Annotated in this window: 19 protein-coding genes and 1 pseudogene; 6 read left to right on the plus strand and 14 right to left on the minus strand. The window is 58.5% G+C overall.

The genetic code is table 11. The annotated features are described in order from the left end of the window. Positions 1 to 89 precede the first annotated feature (89 nt). Both CFT65_RS15575 and CFT65_RS15580 read right to left on the minus strand, forming a co-directional pair. Positions 90 to 1,076, minus strand: a complete 987-nt coding sequence (locus tag CFT65_RS15575) for a CobW family GTP-binding protein (protein ID WP_088828980.1) — start codon at positions 1,074 to 1,076, stop codon at positions 90 to 92. 48 nt (positions 1,077 to 1,124) lie between these two features. Then, positions 1,125 to 1,520, minus strand: coding sequence for a hypothetical protein (locus CFT65_RS15580; protein WP_088828981.1), 396 nt, complete (start codon positions 1,518 to 1,520; stop codon positions 1,125 to 1,127). A 134-nt stretch (positions 1,521 to 1,654) separates the two neighbouring features. On the opposite strand from CFT65_RS15580, the gene rluF reads away from it, so the two are divergent. Then, positions 1,655 to 2,593, plus strand: coding sequence for a 23S rRNA pseudouridine(2604) synthase RluF (rluF, locus tag CFT65_RS15585; protein ID WP_088828982.1), 939 nt, complete (start codon positions 1,655 to 1,657; stop codon positions 2,591 to 2,593). A 27-nt stretch (positions 2,594 to 2,620) separates the two neighbouring features. Here rluF and CFT65_RS15590 read toward each other — a convergent pair whose 3' ends face one another. The 8 genes and pseudogenes from CFT65_RS15590 to CFT65_RS15625 all read right to left on the minus strand — a co-directional run bounded on the left by CFT65_RS15590 (position 2,621) and on the right by CFT65_RS15625 (position 8,826). Then, positions 2,621 to 2,965, minus strand: coding sequence for a YdbL family protein (locus CFT65_RS15590; protein ID WP_088828983.1), 345 nt, complete (start codon positions 2,963 to 2,965; stop codon positions 2,621 to 2,623). A 29-nt stretch (positions 2,966 to 2,994) separates the two neighbouring features. Next, positions 2,995 to 3,177 (minus strand): YnbE family lipoprotein, encoded by a 183-nt coding sequence (locus tag CFT65_RS15595; RefSeq protein WP_014576371.1) that lies wholly within the window; start codon positions 3,175 to 3,177, stop codon positions 2,995 to 2,997. Between the two features lie 38 nt (positions 3,178 to 3,215). Continuing rightward, positions 3,216 to 4,736, minus strand: a complete 1,521-nt coding sequence (locus tag CFT65_RS15600; RefSeq protein ID WP_228705868.1) for a YdbH domain-containing protein — start codon at positions 4,734 to 4,736, stop codon at positions 3,216 to 3,218. Positions 4,737 to 4,760: 24 nt separating this feature from the next. After that, positions 4,761 to 6,329 (minus strand): bifunctional GNAT family N-acetyltransferase/carbon-nitrogen hydrolase family protein, encoded by a 1,569-nt coding sequence (locus tag CFT65_RS15605; protein ID WP_088828984.1) that lies wholly within the window; start codon positions 6,327 to 6,329, stop codon positions 4,761 to 4,763. Positions 6,330 to 6,402: 73 nt separating this feature from the next. After that, positions 6,403 to 6,945 carry an RNA 2',3'-cyclic phosphodiesterase gene (gene thpR, locus CFT65_RS15610; protein WP_088828985.1) on the minus strand — a complete coding sequence of 181 codons (543 nt, stop codon included), beginning with the start codon at positions 6,943 to 6,945 and terminating at the stop codon, positions 6,403 to 6,405. Positions 6,946 to 6,949: 4 nt separating this feature from the next. Further along, positions 6,950 to 7,709, minus strand: a pseudogene (locus CFT65_RS15615) (SDR family oxidoreductase). A gap of 30 nt (positions 7,710 to 7,739) precedes the next feature. Beyond that, the gene (locus CFT65_RS15620; RefSeq protein WP_088828986.1) at positions 7,740 to 8,432 is read right to left on the minus strand and encodes an SDR family oxidoreductase; all 693 of its coding nucleotides are present in this window, start codon (positions 8,430 to 8,432) and stop codon (positions 7,740 to 7,742) included. A gap of 67 nt (positions 8,433 to 8,499) precedes the next feature. Beyond that, positions 8,500 to 8,826: a DUF2007 domain-containing protein gene (locus tag CFT65_RS15625; RefSeq protein ID WP_228705869.1), complete on the minus strand. Its 327-nt coding sequence runs from the start codon at positions 8,824 to 8,826 to the stop codon at positions 8,500 to 8,502. 106 nt (positions 8,827 to 8,932) lie between these two features. On the opposite strand from CFT65_RS15625, the gene CFT65_RS15630 reads away from it, so the two are divergent. After that, positions 8,933 to 10,003: an alpha/beta hydrolase gene (locus CFT65_RS15630; RefSeq protein WP_088828988.1), complete on the plus strand. Its 1,071-nt coding sequence runs from the start codon at positions 8,933 to 8,935 to the stop codon at positions 10,001 to 10,003. Here the strand turns inward: CFT65_RS15630 and arfB are convergent. Continuing rightward, positions 10,000 to 10,413: an alternative ribosome rescue aminoacyl-tRNA hydrolase ArfB gene (arfB, locus tag CFT65_RS15635; protein ID WP_064227201.1), complete on the minus strand. Its 414-nt coding sequence runs from the start codon at positions 10,411 to 10,413 to the stop codon at positions 10,000 to 10,002. The two genes, CFT65_RS15630 and arfB, sit on opposite strands and share 4 nt — an antisense overlap. Before the next feature lie 72 nt (positions 10,414 to 10,485). Here arfB and CFT65_RS15640 point away from each other — a divergent pair, with 72 nt between their 5' ends. Further along, positions 10,486 to 11,154 carry an SOS response-associated peptidase gene (locus CFT65_RS15640; RefSeq protein WP_088828989.1) on the plus strand — a complete coding sequence of 223 codons (669 nt, stop codon included), beginning with the start codon at positions 10,486 to 10,488 and terminating at the stop codon, positions 11,152 to 11,154. Positions 11,155 to 11,197: 43 nt separating this feature from the next. Here the strand turns inward: CFT65_RS15640 and CFT65_RS15645 are convergent, their stop codons facing one another. Then, positions 11,198 to 12,217, minus strand: a complete 1,020-nt coding sequence (locus tag CFT65_RS15645) for an Acg family FMN-binding oxidoreductase (protein ID WP_088828990.1) — start codon at positions 12,215 to 12,217, stop codon at positions 11,198 to 11,200. A gap of 174 nt (positions 12,218 to 12,391) precedes the next feature. Here CFT65_RS15645 and CFT65_RS15650 point away from each other — a divergent pair, with 174 nt between their 5' ends. Then, the gene (locus CFT65_RS15650) at positions 12,392 to 12,892 is read left to right on the plus strand and encodes a C40 family peptidase (protein ID WP_088828991.1); all 501 of its coding nucleotides are present in this window, start codon (positions 12,392 to 12,394) and stop codon (positions 12,890 to 12,892) included. A 20-nt stretch (positions 12,893 to 12,912) separates the two neighbouring features. On the opposite strand, the gene CFT65_RS15655 is transcribed toward CFT65_RS15650, so the two are convergent. Both CFT65_RS15655 and CFT65_RS15660 read right to left on the minus strand, forming a co-directional pair. Beyond that, entirely contained in the window at positions 12,913 to 13,386 is a 474-nt protein-coding gene (locus CFT65_RS15655; protein ID WP_088828992.1) for a DUF4442 domain-containing protein, read from the minus strand. Positions 13,387 to 13,485: 99 nt separating this feature from the next. Further along, entirely contained in the window at positions 13,486 to 14,091 is a 606-nt protein-coding gene (locus tag CFT65_RS15660; RefSeq protein ID WP_088828993.1) for a LysE/ArgO family amino acid transporter, read from the minus strand. 88 nt (positions 14,092 to 14,179) lie between these two features. Between CFT65_RS15660 and CFT65_RS15665 the strand changes: the two genes are divergently transcribed. Both CFT65_RS15665 and CFT65_RS15670 read left to right on the plus strand, forming a co-directional pair. Next, positions 14,180 to 15,061, plus strand: a complete 882-nt coding sequence (locus CFT65_RS15665) for a LysR family transcriptional regulator ArgP (RefSeq protein ID WP_088828994.1) — start codon at positions 14,180 to 14,182, stop codon at positions 15,059 to 15,061. 34 nt (positions 15,062 to 15,095) lie between these two features. Beyond that, a complete protein-coding gene (locus tag CFT65_RS15670) occupies positions 15,096 to 15,437 on the plus strand; it encodes a gamma-glutamylcyclotransferase family protein (RefSeq protein ID WP_228705870.1) in 342 nt (113 codons plus the stop codon). Positions 15,438 to 15,466 lie beyond the last annotated feature (29 nt).

Below are 15,466 nucleotides of genomic sequence, written 5' to 3' on the forward strand. Positions count from 1 at the left end.
AGACATCACATCGAAGGTAACGCTGGGCCTTCACCACACGGAAATCCGAGAGACTGCCCTGCTCGCACACCGGACAAAGACTCACGCCCTCACCCCGGGTCAAGTCCCGCTGCCGCCCTCATGCGGGCATCGAGTTCCCGGGCGTCAATCTGATCGGACGCTATGATCTCTGCCCGGCTGTAGGCTTGCGGTTCACCCTGAATAACGGTCAGGGCTCCATCAACCACATTGATCGCCCGCCAGCCGTCGGCGGTGTTAACGACCGCCTTGAAGCGAACAAAAGCCGAGTCCATGGCCATCACCAGCAATGCGTTCTCATCCAGGATCAGTTCGGGATGGATCCGCCAGCCAACACTGAAATGCCCCTGTCCCTGATTGGTGATCTGTTGCCAGGGCTCGTCATCAATAGCGGGTACCGGCGATGCAGTCTTGTGATGGTGGTGATGGTGAGCTTCCGGATCGGTCACCGGCAGGGCATCTGACTCGCCGTCCAGCCAGCCCGGTGCCAGATGCCCAAACCGGGTGTGGTGGATCGCCCGCTTGGCGGGTTCCAGTTGTGCGGCCCACTCATCAAAATGAGTCAATTGCTCCGGCGTGCAAAGATCAGTCTTGTTGGCAACGAGAATGTCAGCGGCGGCCACCTGGTCCCGGAACTGCACATTGCCGAGAACCCTCGGCTCTTCGAGCCTTCGGGGGTCTACCAGGCAGATTACAGGGCCCATGGCGAGCACATCCTGGTAGTGCTCGCTGGTCAGGGTGTCCAGAATCTGAGAGGGGTGACCGAGCCCGGTCGGTTCAATCAAAAGACGGTCGGGCTTTGCCTTGAGAATCAGCTGGTTGAGCCCTATCTGCATCGGCAGGCCGGCAACGCAGCACATGCAGCCGCCGGGTATTTCCTTGATGAAGGCGCCCTCGGTCTTCAGCATGGCGCCATCGATGCCCACCTCGCCAAACTCGTTGACCAGAACCGCCCAGACCTCGTTTTCGGGTTTGCTTTTCAGAAGATCCAGAATGGCGGTGGTTTTGCCGACACCCAGAAAACCAAGTATCAGGCTGGTAGGAATAGGTTGGGCCATGGCGCCGGAGGCACTCCTCTAGGAATCAAAATGTTATACTATAACAATTTAGCCGCCAGAACGATCCTGTTTCAGGAACAGTCCGACGGCCTTGTCTGATAGCAGGGCATGAGCAAGTGCCGGATAGGGCAAATAGTGAACAAGCAGAGTTGCGAGGGTGACTGTATCCATGCCGGCATCCAGGAACATCCAGGCCCCGAAAGCCACGAACAGGGCGCCCAGAAAACCGCCATAGATCCACAGCGCGCGTGAGCGCTCCTCCGGCATCGGCAAACGCTCAAGGGTCCGTGCGATTGAGAAGCTCATGTAGACGGCAATCAGGGCAGCAATGACCAGTGACGCCAGCAACCCGGTAAATCCGATCAGATACCGGAACAGGTAGTTGGTCAGGAAGAACAGGGCGATGCAGGTAACGGCAACAATGGTGATGCGTGTCTTTTCCATGGCGGCTCAGGTTTTGTTGGTTTTATGGATAGGCGCAAAGAATGGCAGAGACGCCCGGAAAGAACCACCCCTGCTGCGACCGGGGTTCCAGACTGATATGATGCCCGACATTCTCACTCGCAACCGGACACCCGATGACCACTGGCAATTCCACCCGGCTCAACAAATACATCAGCGAAAGCGGCATGTGCTCCCGCAGGGAGGCTGATCGCTATATCGAGCAGGGCAACGTCTACATCAACGGTAAAAGAGCAAACGTGGGCGACCAGGTGCTTCCGGGTGACACAGTCAAGGTGAACGGCCAAGTGATCGAGCCAAGGGCTGAAGAAGACCTCGTGTTCATTGCATTGAACAAGCCGGTAGGGATTGTCAGCACCACGGACAGCGCGGAGAAGCACAATATCCAGCGTTTTGTCGGTCACAGCGAACGCATCTTCCCGATCGGACGCCTGGACAAGGACTCCCAGGGCCTCATCTTTATGACCAGCAACGGCGACCTGGTCAACAAGATACTGCGGGCGGGCAACAACCACGAAAAGGAATACCTGGTTACCGTCGACAAGCCCGTCACCCGGGAATTCGTGGAGGGTATGGCCAATGGTGTGCCGATCCTCGGAACCATGACGAAAAAGTGCAAGGTGTCGCGGGAGTCACAATTTGTCTTCCGGATCACCCTGGTTCAGGGCCTCAATCGCCAGATCCGTCGGATGTGCGAATATTTTGGCTACGAGGTTACCAAACTCGAACGTATCCGGATCATGAACGTGAGCCTGAAAGGGCTTGCGGTGGGCCAGTGGCGGGACCTGAACGAGACAGAGCTTGCCGGGCTGTTCGATGCCATCCGGGATTCGTCTTCCGAAGCACCGCCCGGTGCTGGCAAGCCGGCAAAAAAGAAGCCCGGAACGAAGGCCAAACCAAAGCCTGATCGCAAGCCTGGCTCTCCATCCGCACCAGGTAAGCCCGGTGGCGCCAGGCGGCCCGGCCCGAAAGGCAAGCCCGCGCCTGGCAAAAAGCCGGCATCGGGCAAACGGCCAAAAGGCGGCAAGCCAAGGCAGAAGAGCGTTAAACGGTAACCGAGGCTTGCACCTGGCCGCGCCGGGCTACTTTTTCACCCACTTGCCGCCCATTTGCACGTACTGGCCGGACGGAGTCTTCTCAATCGCCTTCTTGCCTGCAACCGTCTCCACCTGGGTTACCGGAATGTTGTGTTTTTCGGCAATGCGCTTGTACTCATCCCGACGGGCGCTGTTAATGGCTTCCACCACTTCCTTCGCCTGCCCTTCGGCACGAACCACACCCAGGTAGCCTGTCGGCGTCTCTCCAACCAGCCCCTGCTGCTTGACCGAGTCCAGTTTCTGCTTGGCTTCGTCCAGCCCCATTGCAAGCACAGAAGCACTGATACCAAACGCCAGGACCAGCGCAAACATCTGTATCAATCGTTTCATTTTCAACCCCTCAAACTTTCCGGACACAGTCAGAACAAGCCCTGTTCGCTGAACAGGTCATCCACTTCCTTATCCACTTTCACGTAGATTTCGTGCTGGATTTTCACGTTCAGGTTGACCGTAATCGGCTCCTTTGGCGCCGCCATCTGCACTGTAGGCGTGCAGGCAGCCATCGCCAGAGGAAGCATCAGTATCATCAGTGTTCTTGCCATGGGCGGCCTTTCAGGCCTCCAGGGCCGCACGGGTTTTATCATGGTGCTTTCTCCTCACCGGATTCCTGCAGCAATTTCCGGACGCGCCTGGTAACAGCTTCATTGACCCTGCCACTCAACTGCAGACTGGTGAGCAGCGCGGGGATGTCTTCCTCAAGATTGACATTGAGTACCACCGGCTGCCCACCCCTCAGGTCCGGATTCTTACCTTCAAGGCGAAGGCCAAGGCTTAACTTACCCTGTTCATCGTAGTCTATCGTGCTGTTGAGGACTGAATAGTGAAAGTTTTGCAACGCCTGGACCACGATGTCCATGGCCTGGTTGCCACCGAGCATCGCCTGGAGCTTGTCCGCCGGCAACTGCAAACGGCCGCCAGGATCTATTGCGGAAATACTGCCTGCACTCACCTGCACCCCGTCGCCAGTGATGCCCAGAGGAACTCGCCCTCGAAGCAGCCCGCTTCCAGACAGTCCTTCGGCTGGATACACCGCCATTAGACGGCTGAGGGAGACATCCTCAACCTCCACAGGGATGCGGCCAGAGCCGGGTCCCAACTCGTAAACGGCAGGTGGAACTCTGAGTGTACCTTCCAGGAATCGGGCTCTGGCCTGCTGAACCTCCAGAGTTCCGGCCAGCATTTCCATGACCGGCGCGTTGTAATTCCCTGAGAAAAGAACCGAGCTGACGGGAATGCCGGCATTGATCTCGCCAACGGTCATGTCCCTGAAACTGGCCGCAATCTGTGAATTTTCCAGCGATCCCCGCACCAAGCCTGTGAGCCCGGACACTGCGGTCCGGTTAAAAACACCGCCAACATCCTGCAGCTCAACACTGCCACTGGCTGCAAGTTCACCACCCTGGTCGGTCGAAACCTCCATCGACAACCGGGCATTGCCAGAATCCACTGTCAGCAGATCCGGCCATCCGGCCAGGGCTTCTGCCAGGGCCCGAACGCCCTGTTTACCGTCGATAACAGAGTCGATGGCGACGGATACGCCGCCTTCCGGATTGAGCTGGATATCGAGATCAGCCGTAAGGCCGGACTCGGAAGCCAACGTGCCCTGCACCCTGAGATCCGCCAGGCGGCCCTTTGCCCTTCCCTGGAAGTTCCACGTTTGCGGCAGTAGTTGCGGATGCTCGACGCGCGCGGCATCGATCCTGATGTCGCCATCAATGGAAATGCGCTGCGCCCAGGGGCCAGTTGCGCCATAGTCCAGGGTAACCGTTGTATTGCTGAGGTCAGTGCGCAGGTTGTTGAGCGTCAGTGGCTGGTCTGCACCGATAAACGCGAGATGATCCGTCAAAACAAGAGACGAAGGGGCAAATTCGATAGTCGCGGAATCACTGTTGGCCGTCACAGAGGGCCTGATATCAGCCTGGCTTCCGGTGACTTCCCAACCGCCGGAACGGATATCCGGCAATGCCATACCCAAAGAGCTCTGCTCAATGGCGAAGGACCAGCCTGCGACCGCCAGAGGCCAGGCCACCAGTGTCAAACCACCGGCCCAAAGAAGCCCGCGGCCGATGCGTTCAGGCTTTACACACCCTTTACTGGGCAAAACGACGCTCCTGCCGTGCTCGGTTTACTCACCACGCCAGCTCACGCTGTACAGATCGTGCCGGCGGTCCTGCAGATTTTTTACGGTACCACTGTTGCGAGCGGTGATCAGCACTTCCGGGCGAAGATCCGCAAAGGCAACGGTCTCCACGTTGGGTTCGGTGTCGGCGGCGATGCCATCCCGGGCAAAGGGAAAGTCGCACGGCGTCAGGATGCAGCTCTGGCCATACTGGATTTCCATGTTCGGCACGTTCGGCAGGTTGCCCACGTTGCCGGACATCACCACGTAGACCTGGTTTTCCACCGCCCTCGCCTGGCAGCAGTAGCGAACCCGCAGGTAGCTCTGCCGCTCGTCGGTGCAGAAAGGCACAAAGATGATATGCACGCCCTGGTCCACCAGGTGACGGGTCAATTCCGGGAACTCCGCGTCATAGCAGATCAGCACACCGATGGTGCCGCAGTCGGTCTCGATGGCGCTGACCCGGTTGCCGCCCTGAACATTCCACCAGAACGCCTCATTCGGCGTCGGATGGATCTTGGGCTGGCTGAACACCTGGCCATCCCTGAGAAACACGTACGCCATGTTCCGGATAGTGCCGTCTTCCTCACGGACCGGAGTGGAGCCGGCGACAATGTTGATGTTGTGGCGCAGAGCCAAATCCCGCATCAGTTCGCGATAGCGCTCTGCGTAATGGGTGACGGCGGCAAAGGTCTCGGCAGGGCTGCCCTTGCGGGCTTCAATGGAAAGCAGTTGCAGGGTGAACAGCTCAGGGAATACCACAAAGTCGCCCCTGTAGGTGGACACAACATCCACGAAATAGCGGACGATCTCGCTGAATTCGTCGAACGATCCTACCGGGCGTTGCTGGTACTGAACCGTGCCGATGCGCACGGTATCGCGCATGCGCTGACCGTAGCGTTTCCGGCGCCCGTTTTTCTCGGCTTGGGGTACTTTGGGATTACGCCAGATCAGATGGATGCCAAAGCCCATGGAATCGTGGTCGGCATCCAGATAATGCGGAATGATGCCATGGACTTCAAAGCCCTGATGAAGCTGGAAGGACAGCACCGGATCCTTCTGTTCCTTGCTCCGGATGGCCTCGACGTATTCTTCAACGCTGGTGAACTTTTTCAGCCGCTGACGCAGGCTCGGCAACCGCCCGGCAAATACCACACCCTGCAAATCCAGGGCCTGGCATAACTGCTTGCGTTCGTTGTAAAGCCGCTCCCCGATGCGGTAACCACGGCACTCCGGATCAACACAGACTTCCATTCCGTAAAGCCAGTCGCCTTCCGGATCATGCCGCGAGGCATAGCCGTTGCCGGTGATGGAAGTCCAGTCATGCGGAGCCAGGGCGATCTCTTCGGCCATCCGGAACGTGGCACAGTAGCCGACCACCGTATCACCGAGCATGGCGACAAACTGGCCATCGGGAAAGGTATTGATCTGCCCGGTCAGCGGTCCCTTGGTGTAGCCGTACATGCCAGTGCCTTCATAAACCCGGCGACTGAGCTGGATGATACCCGGAATATCTGCGAGCGTTGCATTGCGGACGTACAGGCGCTGATCAGGATCGGAAAACGGGGGACACATACGACACCTCAGGAAAGGCGTTGATTTGCTTCCATCTTTGGTGGGCCGACGGTGGTTCGTCAAGACAAATCGGCTAATCGGCGCCCAGAAGGGGAAAGCGCTCAATCACGGAATACACTGAACCGGCGCGGCCAGGTTTGCTTTCGAAAAGGACAAATTCAGTAACTTGGAACTGGCCGAACCGAAAATCACCATATTCAACCAACAACGGTTCAACAGAGCCCGCCTGGCGTTTGAAACGGGCCAGGGTGATATGTGGGCGAAACACCCGACGTTCAACGCCAAAACCGAGTTTCTCCATCCGCGCCACGAGAGTCTTGTTAAGAGCAGCGACCGGCTCCTCCGGCTGAACACCAGCCCAGAGATTCTTCGGCCTCTGGGGCTGACCGAAACAACTGACGCCGGCAACGTCGAGCAGGAAAGGCTCTGACTTGATGTCACGGGCTGAACCGGCCACGGCTTCAAGATTTTCCTGGCTCACCGCCCCCAGAAAAAGGAGGGTGATGTGCAATTGCTCCGCGCCCTGCCATTTGGCGCCCGGAACCTCTGATCGAATCTTCAGCAACCGGTCCTTGATCTCAGGCGGAAGCTCCAGTCCGAAGAACAGCCGTGGCAAAGTCTTATTCCTCGTAGATCATCTTGCGCACCATGCCGCCGTCTGCCACAAAATTCTGACCAGTGATAAACGAGGCCTCAGGCGAGATCAGGAAGGCCGCCAACGAGGCAATATCCCCCGGCTGCCCTACCCTACCCGCCGGGTGCTGCAGGTTGTCGGTTTCGGAGAGCGGTTCAACCGGTTCCGGGTTACCCTGCCAGGCCCGGGTGTCGACCCAGCCGGGACTGATGCAGTTAACGCGGATATCCGGCCCCAGGCTTACAGCCAAGGCGTGAGTCAATGCCACTATGCCACCCTTGGTGGCGGCGTACGCCTCGGTATCTGGCTCGGATTGGAGCGCCCGAGTGGAGGCCATGTTAACGATAGCCCCCCTGGTTTTTCGAAGGTGTGGCACCGAGTGTTTGGTGACCAGGAACGGCCCGGTCAGATTCACGTCCAGCCGCCGCTGCCACTGCTCGAGGCTCAGCTCCTCAACCGGACCAGTCTCAGGGTTGGCGATCCCGGCATTATTGATAACGGCGTCCAGGCGGCCGCCCCAGCGAAGGGTCTCGGCAACGATGAGCTCCACCTCGGTTTCCAAGGCTACATCCCCGGGGCAGAAACCGCAGTTGGTGCTCCGCACTGGCGGTCAGCCGCTCACCCACGGCCCGGTCTGTGTCACAGAATGCAACCTTCCAGCCGGCATCGGCCAAGTGAAGCACAATGCCCCGGCCGATGCCTTTGGCTCCGCCGGTCACCAATGCGACGCGATCGTTTTGACTCAAAACAACCTCCGTTACGACCGACCTGACGAGTTACTCAACCTTGGGCGTGGGCCGGACAAGAATTTCATTTACATCGACATGTGCCGGCTGCGCCACCGCATACATGACCGCATTGGCAATATCTTCCGGCTTCAGTGCATGACCAGGACGTTCATCAAAGAAGGGCGTGTCCACCATGCCCGGTTCGATCAGGGTAACGCGGATACCAGAGCCACGAAGCTCCTCACGAACACCATAGCCAATGGCGGTTACCGCCCACTTGGTAGCACTGTACATGGAGCCCGGAATGGTCGCACGGCCAGCCGCGGAGCCGGTCAGCAGCAAATGGCCCTTACTCTCTTTCAACGCCGGCATGCAGTGCTGAAGGGTAAGGCCAACACCGTAAATATTGGTGAGGATCATATCCTTCCAGACGTCCGGGTCCGCGCCGCTAAATCCGCCCGGTTCACCACCGCGGCCAGCATTGGCAAACACCGCATCGATGCGACCAAAGGTCTTCAGTGCCTGATCCACCATGTTCTTCTGGTCATCACCGCTCTGGACATCACACTGGACCGTCAATACCTTTTCTTCGCCACCCAGCTCCTGCTGCAGGCCTTTCAGTTTGTCTTCAGAGCGCGCTGCCAAAACCAGCCGATAGGCCTGTTTCGCGGCCGCTCGCGCTGTTTCCGCGCCAATACCTGATGACGCGCCGGTAATCAGCATTACAGGTTGATCTGCCATAAGATTTTTTCTCCTATTGCTTGAAAAGTGTGGGTAGGGCTACGCCCGCTGACCCCAGATCGATCAGTCAGTAGACCTGCAGCAGGATAAGCGCGACGATGGCCAGGGCCAACAGAAACCAGCGGGCGTAGTGATCGGGGCGGTCCTCGCCGTCGCTGGCAGCGCGGCTGACACTGCTGCCCGAAGTCTGCTCATACTCGGACACCAGTTGCCGTGCCCGGTAGAGATCCTCATCATCGACATGCACGTTGCTGAAGCCTGCGGCCCCGATCTCACCCATGGCACCCTGGAGATAATGGCCTCCGACATGGGCTTCAATACCGTTGGCTTCCAACAATCCCGCCACAATGTGGGCTTCGGTTATGTCTCGCGCCCGATAGGCAATTTGCAACACGCGACTCCTTCTGTGACCGTTCCGGGCAGAACCGGGACAAATCTGCGAGTATTATCTGAAGCATAGTTCGCCCTGACTCGCGGGGCCAATAACATACGGACGACCCATGCTCTGGATTATTCTTGCCATCATCGTGTTTATTGTTGCCGCAACCCTGCTGTTGTTCCGGCTTGAAGATCTGTCTCATCTGGACCGGGATGATTACCCGGTAAAGAATGCAACACCAAGCGCAGCCAACCGGGAAGTACTGGGGCGCATCCGCGAACTGGGGCAATCTTCAAAAGGCCTGCGCGGCAAGGCGAGGCTGATGGCGCTGCGGAAACACATGGACGGGCTCAGTGAAGGCATTGAACTGGCCTCGGAACTGCGCCATTGCGAGTCACCCCGCGGCGAATGGGTCCTCGCTCCGGGCTGCGATACCCGCCGCCGCATCCTGTACATTCATGGCGGCGCCTGGGCGGCTGGCAGTCCCAGAAGTCATCGGGCCATTACCGACCGGTTATCCCATATAACCAGAGCTGCCGTGTTCGCGGTGGACTACCGGCTGATGCCGGAGAATCGGTTCATGGACGGTGTCCGGGATTGTCGCGACGCTTATAAATGGCTACTGAAACACGGCCCCGACGGTGCCGAGTCAGCCGATTTCATGGTGGTCGCCGGGGATTCTGCTGGCGGCAGTCACACCCTGGGATTGATTGCCTGGATTCGGGACAACGGGCTGCGCCAGGCAGACGCCGCAATCGCTTTCTCACCGTCTACGGATCTGACCCTGACTGCCCCGAGCAATCGCAACAACATCAGCACCGATCCCTTGCTGGGACCGGCCTTTGGCGGGCTATCGAAAATACCCCTGCCGGTCATCTGGTGGGCCACCCTGGCAGCATTCCGGGTTTCACCCACAAGCCCTGTCGCCTCACCACTGCGCGGAAATCTGAAGGATCTGCCACCGACGCTGATTCAGGCCAGCGACACAGAGATGCTGCTGGACAACGCCCGTCGATACGCGGCACGGGCGGAAGCCGCAGGCTCTGCGGTCACCTTGCACACCTGGCACGACATGGTGCACGTGTGGCAGATATTCGTGCCGCTGCTTCCGGAAGCTGAAGAGGCCTTCGACGACATCGAGGCTTTCCTGGCAAAACTGGAGTCGCAAGAAGACGCACAGGCTTCGGCCTAAACCTGGACCTTTCCCCGCAGGGCCTTGGTTTTGCCTTTTTTGGTTTTCTTGTCCACACGCTTGCGCTGTGAGGAGCGGGTCGGTTTGGTAGGACGCCTTGCCTTGCGTGGTTTGACGGCCTCCTGGATCAGCTCTTTCAGCCGCTCCAGCGCATCTTCCTTGTTCAGCTCCAGGGTTCGGAAGGATTGCGCCTTGATGATCAGCACGCCCTCCTTGCTGATTCGCTGATCATTGAGCGACATCAGCCGTTCCTTATAGAAAGGCGGCAACGAGGAGTTCGGGATATCGAAGCGCAGGTGCACGGCGGAAGCGACTTTATTCACGTTCTGGCCACCGGCACCCTGGGCGCGGATCTGGGTGAGTTCAATTTCCCAGTCGGCAAGTTCAACAGCGTTGGATAGTTTCAGCATCTGCTAAGGTTAACAGAATACAGAACCGCGGGCTTTCGGCACCGAGATTCGATTAAGGAACAACCAACTACCATGTGCGGACGATTCACCTTTTATACGCCACCGGACACCCTGATCCTCGAGTTTTTTCCCGAGGGTATGGAGGTGGACGGGCATTTTGACCCCAGCTACAACATCCCACCTGGAGTCGGTATTCCCATGATCCGCATGAGCATGAACGGCAGCCTGATCATGGCCCACTCCCACTGGGGATTCCGCCCGGCCTGGGCCGGTGAAAAAGCCCCTGCCCCGATCAATGCCAGGGCGGAAACAGCGGCAACATCAAAATACTTCCGGGACGCCTTTGCCCACCACCGTTGCCTCATACCTGCCAACGGCTGGTACGAATGGCAACAGACGGAACACGGCAAGGAACCCCACTACATTGCACCAATGGATTCCGGGACATATCCGGCGATTTTCTTCGCCGGCCTCTGGACCCCCAGGGAAGGTGACGAAACCACGGCTTGCGCGATCATCACCGAGCCGGCCAGCGAGCACCTGAAGCATATCCATGAGCGCCAGCCGGTTGTGCTTGACCCAACCTGCCTGAAGGACTGGCTGAATCCGGACATCACAGACCGGTCGCAGGTGCGGTCGGTGACCCATCGCCTGGATCCCGAGCAGCTGATAGCCGTTCCGGTTTCCGCGGAAGTGAATAATCCGAGGCACAACACGCCGGACCTGATCCGGGAGACCTGAGACCTACCTTATTCTTTTTTTAACTGATTCATCACCAGTGCGATTACCTTCTCGAAGACAGCTTTATACTCGCCACGTCCGAGTCGGCTGATTCTACGACCTCCTGCAAATTGCGCCTCGGAGCCGCGGGCAAATCCGTCGCCGGGTAACCAAGCCTGAGCAGAATCTGCGGGAAACCCGATCGGTCCAGAAGATGTTGGAGTTTCGGCCGCAGCACCGCGACCTGAATGGGCTGGTTCAGATAGGACGCCTGGAGCCCCTGCCCGAGGGACCGGAGCAAAACCCGCTCCAGCGCCTGCCCTGCTTTCAGCCAGTCTTCCACGCCGTCTCCGGCGGTTCCCAGTGCAGCAATCAGCGGCGATTCATCCGCCAGTTGCCGGTCCTTGGCACCCACGCCGTTCCCCATGTCAAACGTACGCACCACCAGCTGAGCCACAGGCGCAACCATCCCGGGAACCGTCAAACCGTCACCTTTGCGGCGGGGATGCATCCAGGCAGCCAGTTCCCGTCGCCAGCTTGGATTGGACCACTGGGCAGCGTCGCCCTCTGCAACCAGCTCGGCCACCTGATGGCGGGCATGCTCCGATTCCAGAACCTGGAACCAGGCTCCTTCGGTCTCCGCCGACTCCTCAAGGATGTTCAGCACATCGGAGGGCACCTGTTTTGGCTCAAACCGCTTGCGATAGGTGCGTCGCCTGGCAATCGCCCGGAACAGCTCGGTTTGTCGGTCCTCCGACCCGGATAACGGTGTAAACGAGACGGTCGCAAGCAGATCTTCATCGTCCGGGTCCGGCAAAAGCTGGCATTCGGTATTGAATCCTGCATGGGCGGCGGCAATCCGAAGATTAAACAGGGCACACCCGCAGCTGATGGTCAGTTCCCGGTCGTCGGGGTCGTTTACCGGCAGGGCCCGCAGCCGATCGGCAAACAGGGAAATCCCGGTTTGGCCGAGTTCAAATCGCCAGGGCTGGGTGTTGTGGCTTGATGGCGCTAATGTTGCGCTCTCGAGGATGGCCGCCAGGGTGTCTCGCGGTATGGGGGTGTTGCGTGTTCCTTCGCTCATTGCAGCTCTCCCGAATGGTCTCGTGACAGACTATTCCTGCGTGAAAGGAAAAGATAGCCGGTGATGCCCGGCAACTTCGTTGAGCCGTATCAACAAAATCTCACGCTCCGTAACCTGACATCGTAGAGCCTGACTATTACAGTTAGAGCAGTTGATACATGCACAGGATCCAGAATGCGCTATTCCTTGCGGAACCTCTTATTGCTGGCACTCGCGGCGCTTGCGCTGGGCGGCTGCGCCGGCAGTGGTCATTTGCAGCCGGATTCTTCCGCGGGGCTACAGTCAGCGCCCGCTGAGGCGTCATCGTCAGACAGGGCAAAAAAGCTCTGGCAGGTGTTCGAGCGTTATCGGGGCACCCCCTATGAATACGGCGGCACCTCTGGCAACGGCTTCGATTGCTCCGGATTCATCCTTACTGCCTACCAGGAAGGCCTGGGCAAACGGTTGCCTCGAACCACGACTCAGATGCTCGCCAATGGCGATGTGGTTCATCCCGGCGAGATTCGGCCGGGCGATGTGGTGTTCTTCCGGATTGGCGGCAAGGAGCAGCACGCCGGTATCTACATGGGCGGCGACCGGTTTATCCACGCATCAACATCTGCCGGCGTTATCCAGTCGTCAATCAGTGGCTATTACTGGAAAGGCCGCCTGACCGAGGCGCGGCGCTTTGACTGAGAGGGGCTGGCCAATCTGATTCAGCCTCTCTTCCGGCGAACGTAAAGAATTTTGTGCACCCTGGCCACAAGTTCACCTGATTCATCAACAATCTCCACGTCCCATTCGGGCAGCACTTTGCCTCCGTCTGCCGTTGCGGCCAGGATCTCGTCAACACGCTCATCGGTCAGCTCAAAGCGGGCCATCACCTTGCCCTTGCCCGGGCGGATAAAATCGATACTCGCCGATTTATCCCACACGATGTAGTCGTTGCCCAGTCGTCGCATCAGCAACAGCATGTACATGGGGTCAACCATGCTGTAGAGCGAGCCGCCAAAGTGAGTACCCACGTAATTGGTGTTGTACCAGTGCTGGCCCATTTCCACCCGGGCCGTGCTGAAATCCTCAGCAATGTGGGTCACCCGGATTCCAGCACCGATATAGGGAGCAAACGTAGAAAGAACACGGCGCATGGCCCCGGCACTGGCAAGCCAGCGACGTACAGTGGCGTTCATGAAATATCCTCGGTGGTAAAAATGACTGCAAATTCAATAGCACGCTATCTTCCAACCCGGCGCGTGCCGATGCAAGAAATTCATACGATCGTTTGAATATTAAAGACCACTGAACGTGAGATGCAGGGCGATCGCGGCCATCATGATTCCGATGACACCATCGATAATCCGCCAGGCCAGCGGCCGGGAGAGGATGGGCGCCAGCGCCGAGCCGCCCCACGCAAGCAGGCCAAACCAGAGAATCGAGGCACTGCTCGCACCGGCCACGAAGGTGGTCGCGTCCTCTTGCTGGGCTCCGACAGCCGGGATCAACAGCAGCGTATCCAGATAGACCTGCGGATTGAGCAGGGTGACCGCCAGTGTCGTGAACACCACGGCTTTAAGGCTTCGTTTTGTTACCTCACCCGCTTCAAGAGCCGCCCTGCCGCGGCTGGCGCGGACAAAGGACTGGATCGCAAGCCAGCCCAGGAAGGCCACACCCAGCCACCGCAGAATCTCCAGGGCCTCCGGCATGGCCATCAGGGCTGCACTGATGCCGAACATGCCCAGGGTAAACAGGGTTATATCGGCCACCATACACAGGCCGGCTGACCACCAATGATGCTCCCGGCGAATTGCCTGGCTCAGCAAGTAGGCATTCTGCGCACCGATCGCAACGATAATGCCGCCACACACAATCAACCCGGTCAGGTAACTCTCAAGCACGTTGGTTTCTCCTCAATGAATGGCGCAACGTTACCGCTTTACACTTATACTTGAAATTCATACTCATAATGCTGCATCAGTTTTACTTATGATTAATTACAAATTGCTGGAAGCGCTGGCGACGGTTGTTGAATGCGGAGGCTTTGAACGCGCCGGCCTGGCGCTCGGGCTGAGCCAGTCGGCGATTTCCCAACGCATTCGAACGCTTGAAATCCGGTTGGGGCAACCGGTTCTGGTACGCAGCCCGGCACTCAAGGCCACACCGGCCGGACAACGGTTACTCAACCACGTTCAGCAGGTCCAATTGCTTGAGCGAGACCTGACCAAATCCATCCCTGCGCTCTCGGAACCCACAGCGAGACTGCGCATCGCCCTGAATGCCGACAGTCTGGCCACCTGGTGGGCAGCCGCCGTGGGCAGTTTCTGCGCGGACGAAACCCTGCTGCTGGATCTCGTAGTCGAGGACCAGGACATAGGCCTTCGCCGAATGCGCGAAGGGGATGTAGCTGCCTGTCTTTGCAGCAGCCCTCAGCCTGTTGCCGGTGCCCGATGCGTCCCCATTGGCACTATGACCTATATGCCACTGGCAACTCCGGACTATGCTCAACGCTATTTCGGGAACGGCCTCAGCGAAAACAGCCTGCAGAATGCCCCGGCCATCGTTTTCGGGCCGAATGACCAGCTGCAACACAGGTTCCTGGCCCAGTGCGGCTATCACGGCACCTTCCCTCACCACCTTTGCCCTTCCTCGGAAGGTTTTGTAAAACTGGCGCTGGCGGGTATGGGCTACGGCATGATTCCGGAAATGCAGGCCCGCCCGGAAATTGCTGCGGGACGGCTGGTAAGCATCGCCCCTGAACAAACCCTGGAAGTGCCGCTATACTGGCACTTCTGGCGCCATGGCGGGGGTGTGATGGACCGCCTGACCAACGCTCTGCGGTCTGCCGCCATGCTTCATTCAAGCGTGTGAAAGAGGGAGAACAGAGATCAGACTGAAGCACCTTGTGGCCGTCTACGGCACATTGAAACGAGGCCGTAACAACAGCCATGTTCTGCGAGGCGCCCGGTTTGTCGGAACCGACTGGAAGCCGGAACTGAGTCTGTACCACCTGGGGCCCTACCCCGGTGCCATTGAAGAACCCTCCCCGGGAGTTCGGGTGGAAGTTTATGCGGTAACAGATCCGATGCTGAAAGCGTTGGATGAACTGGAAGACTTCTTTCCTGAACGCCCGCAGAGCAGCCTGTATATCCGCCAGACCATGGACACTCGCCACGGGCCGGCCTGGGTGTATATTTACAATCGGCCGGTTAAAACGATCCAGCGGCTGCGCTCCGGGAGCTGGTAGACCAGCTCACACACCCTCACGCAAAAGGA

The organism is Marinobacter sp. es.048, from assembly GCF_900188435.1.
GTDB lineage: Bacteria > Pseudomonadota > Gammaproteobacteria > Pseudomonadales > Oleiphilaceae > Marinobacter.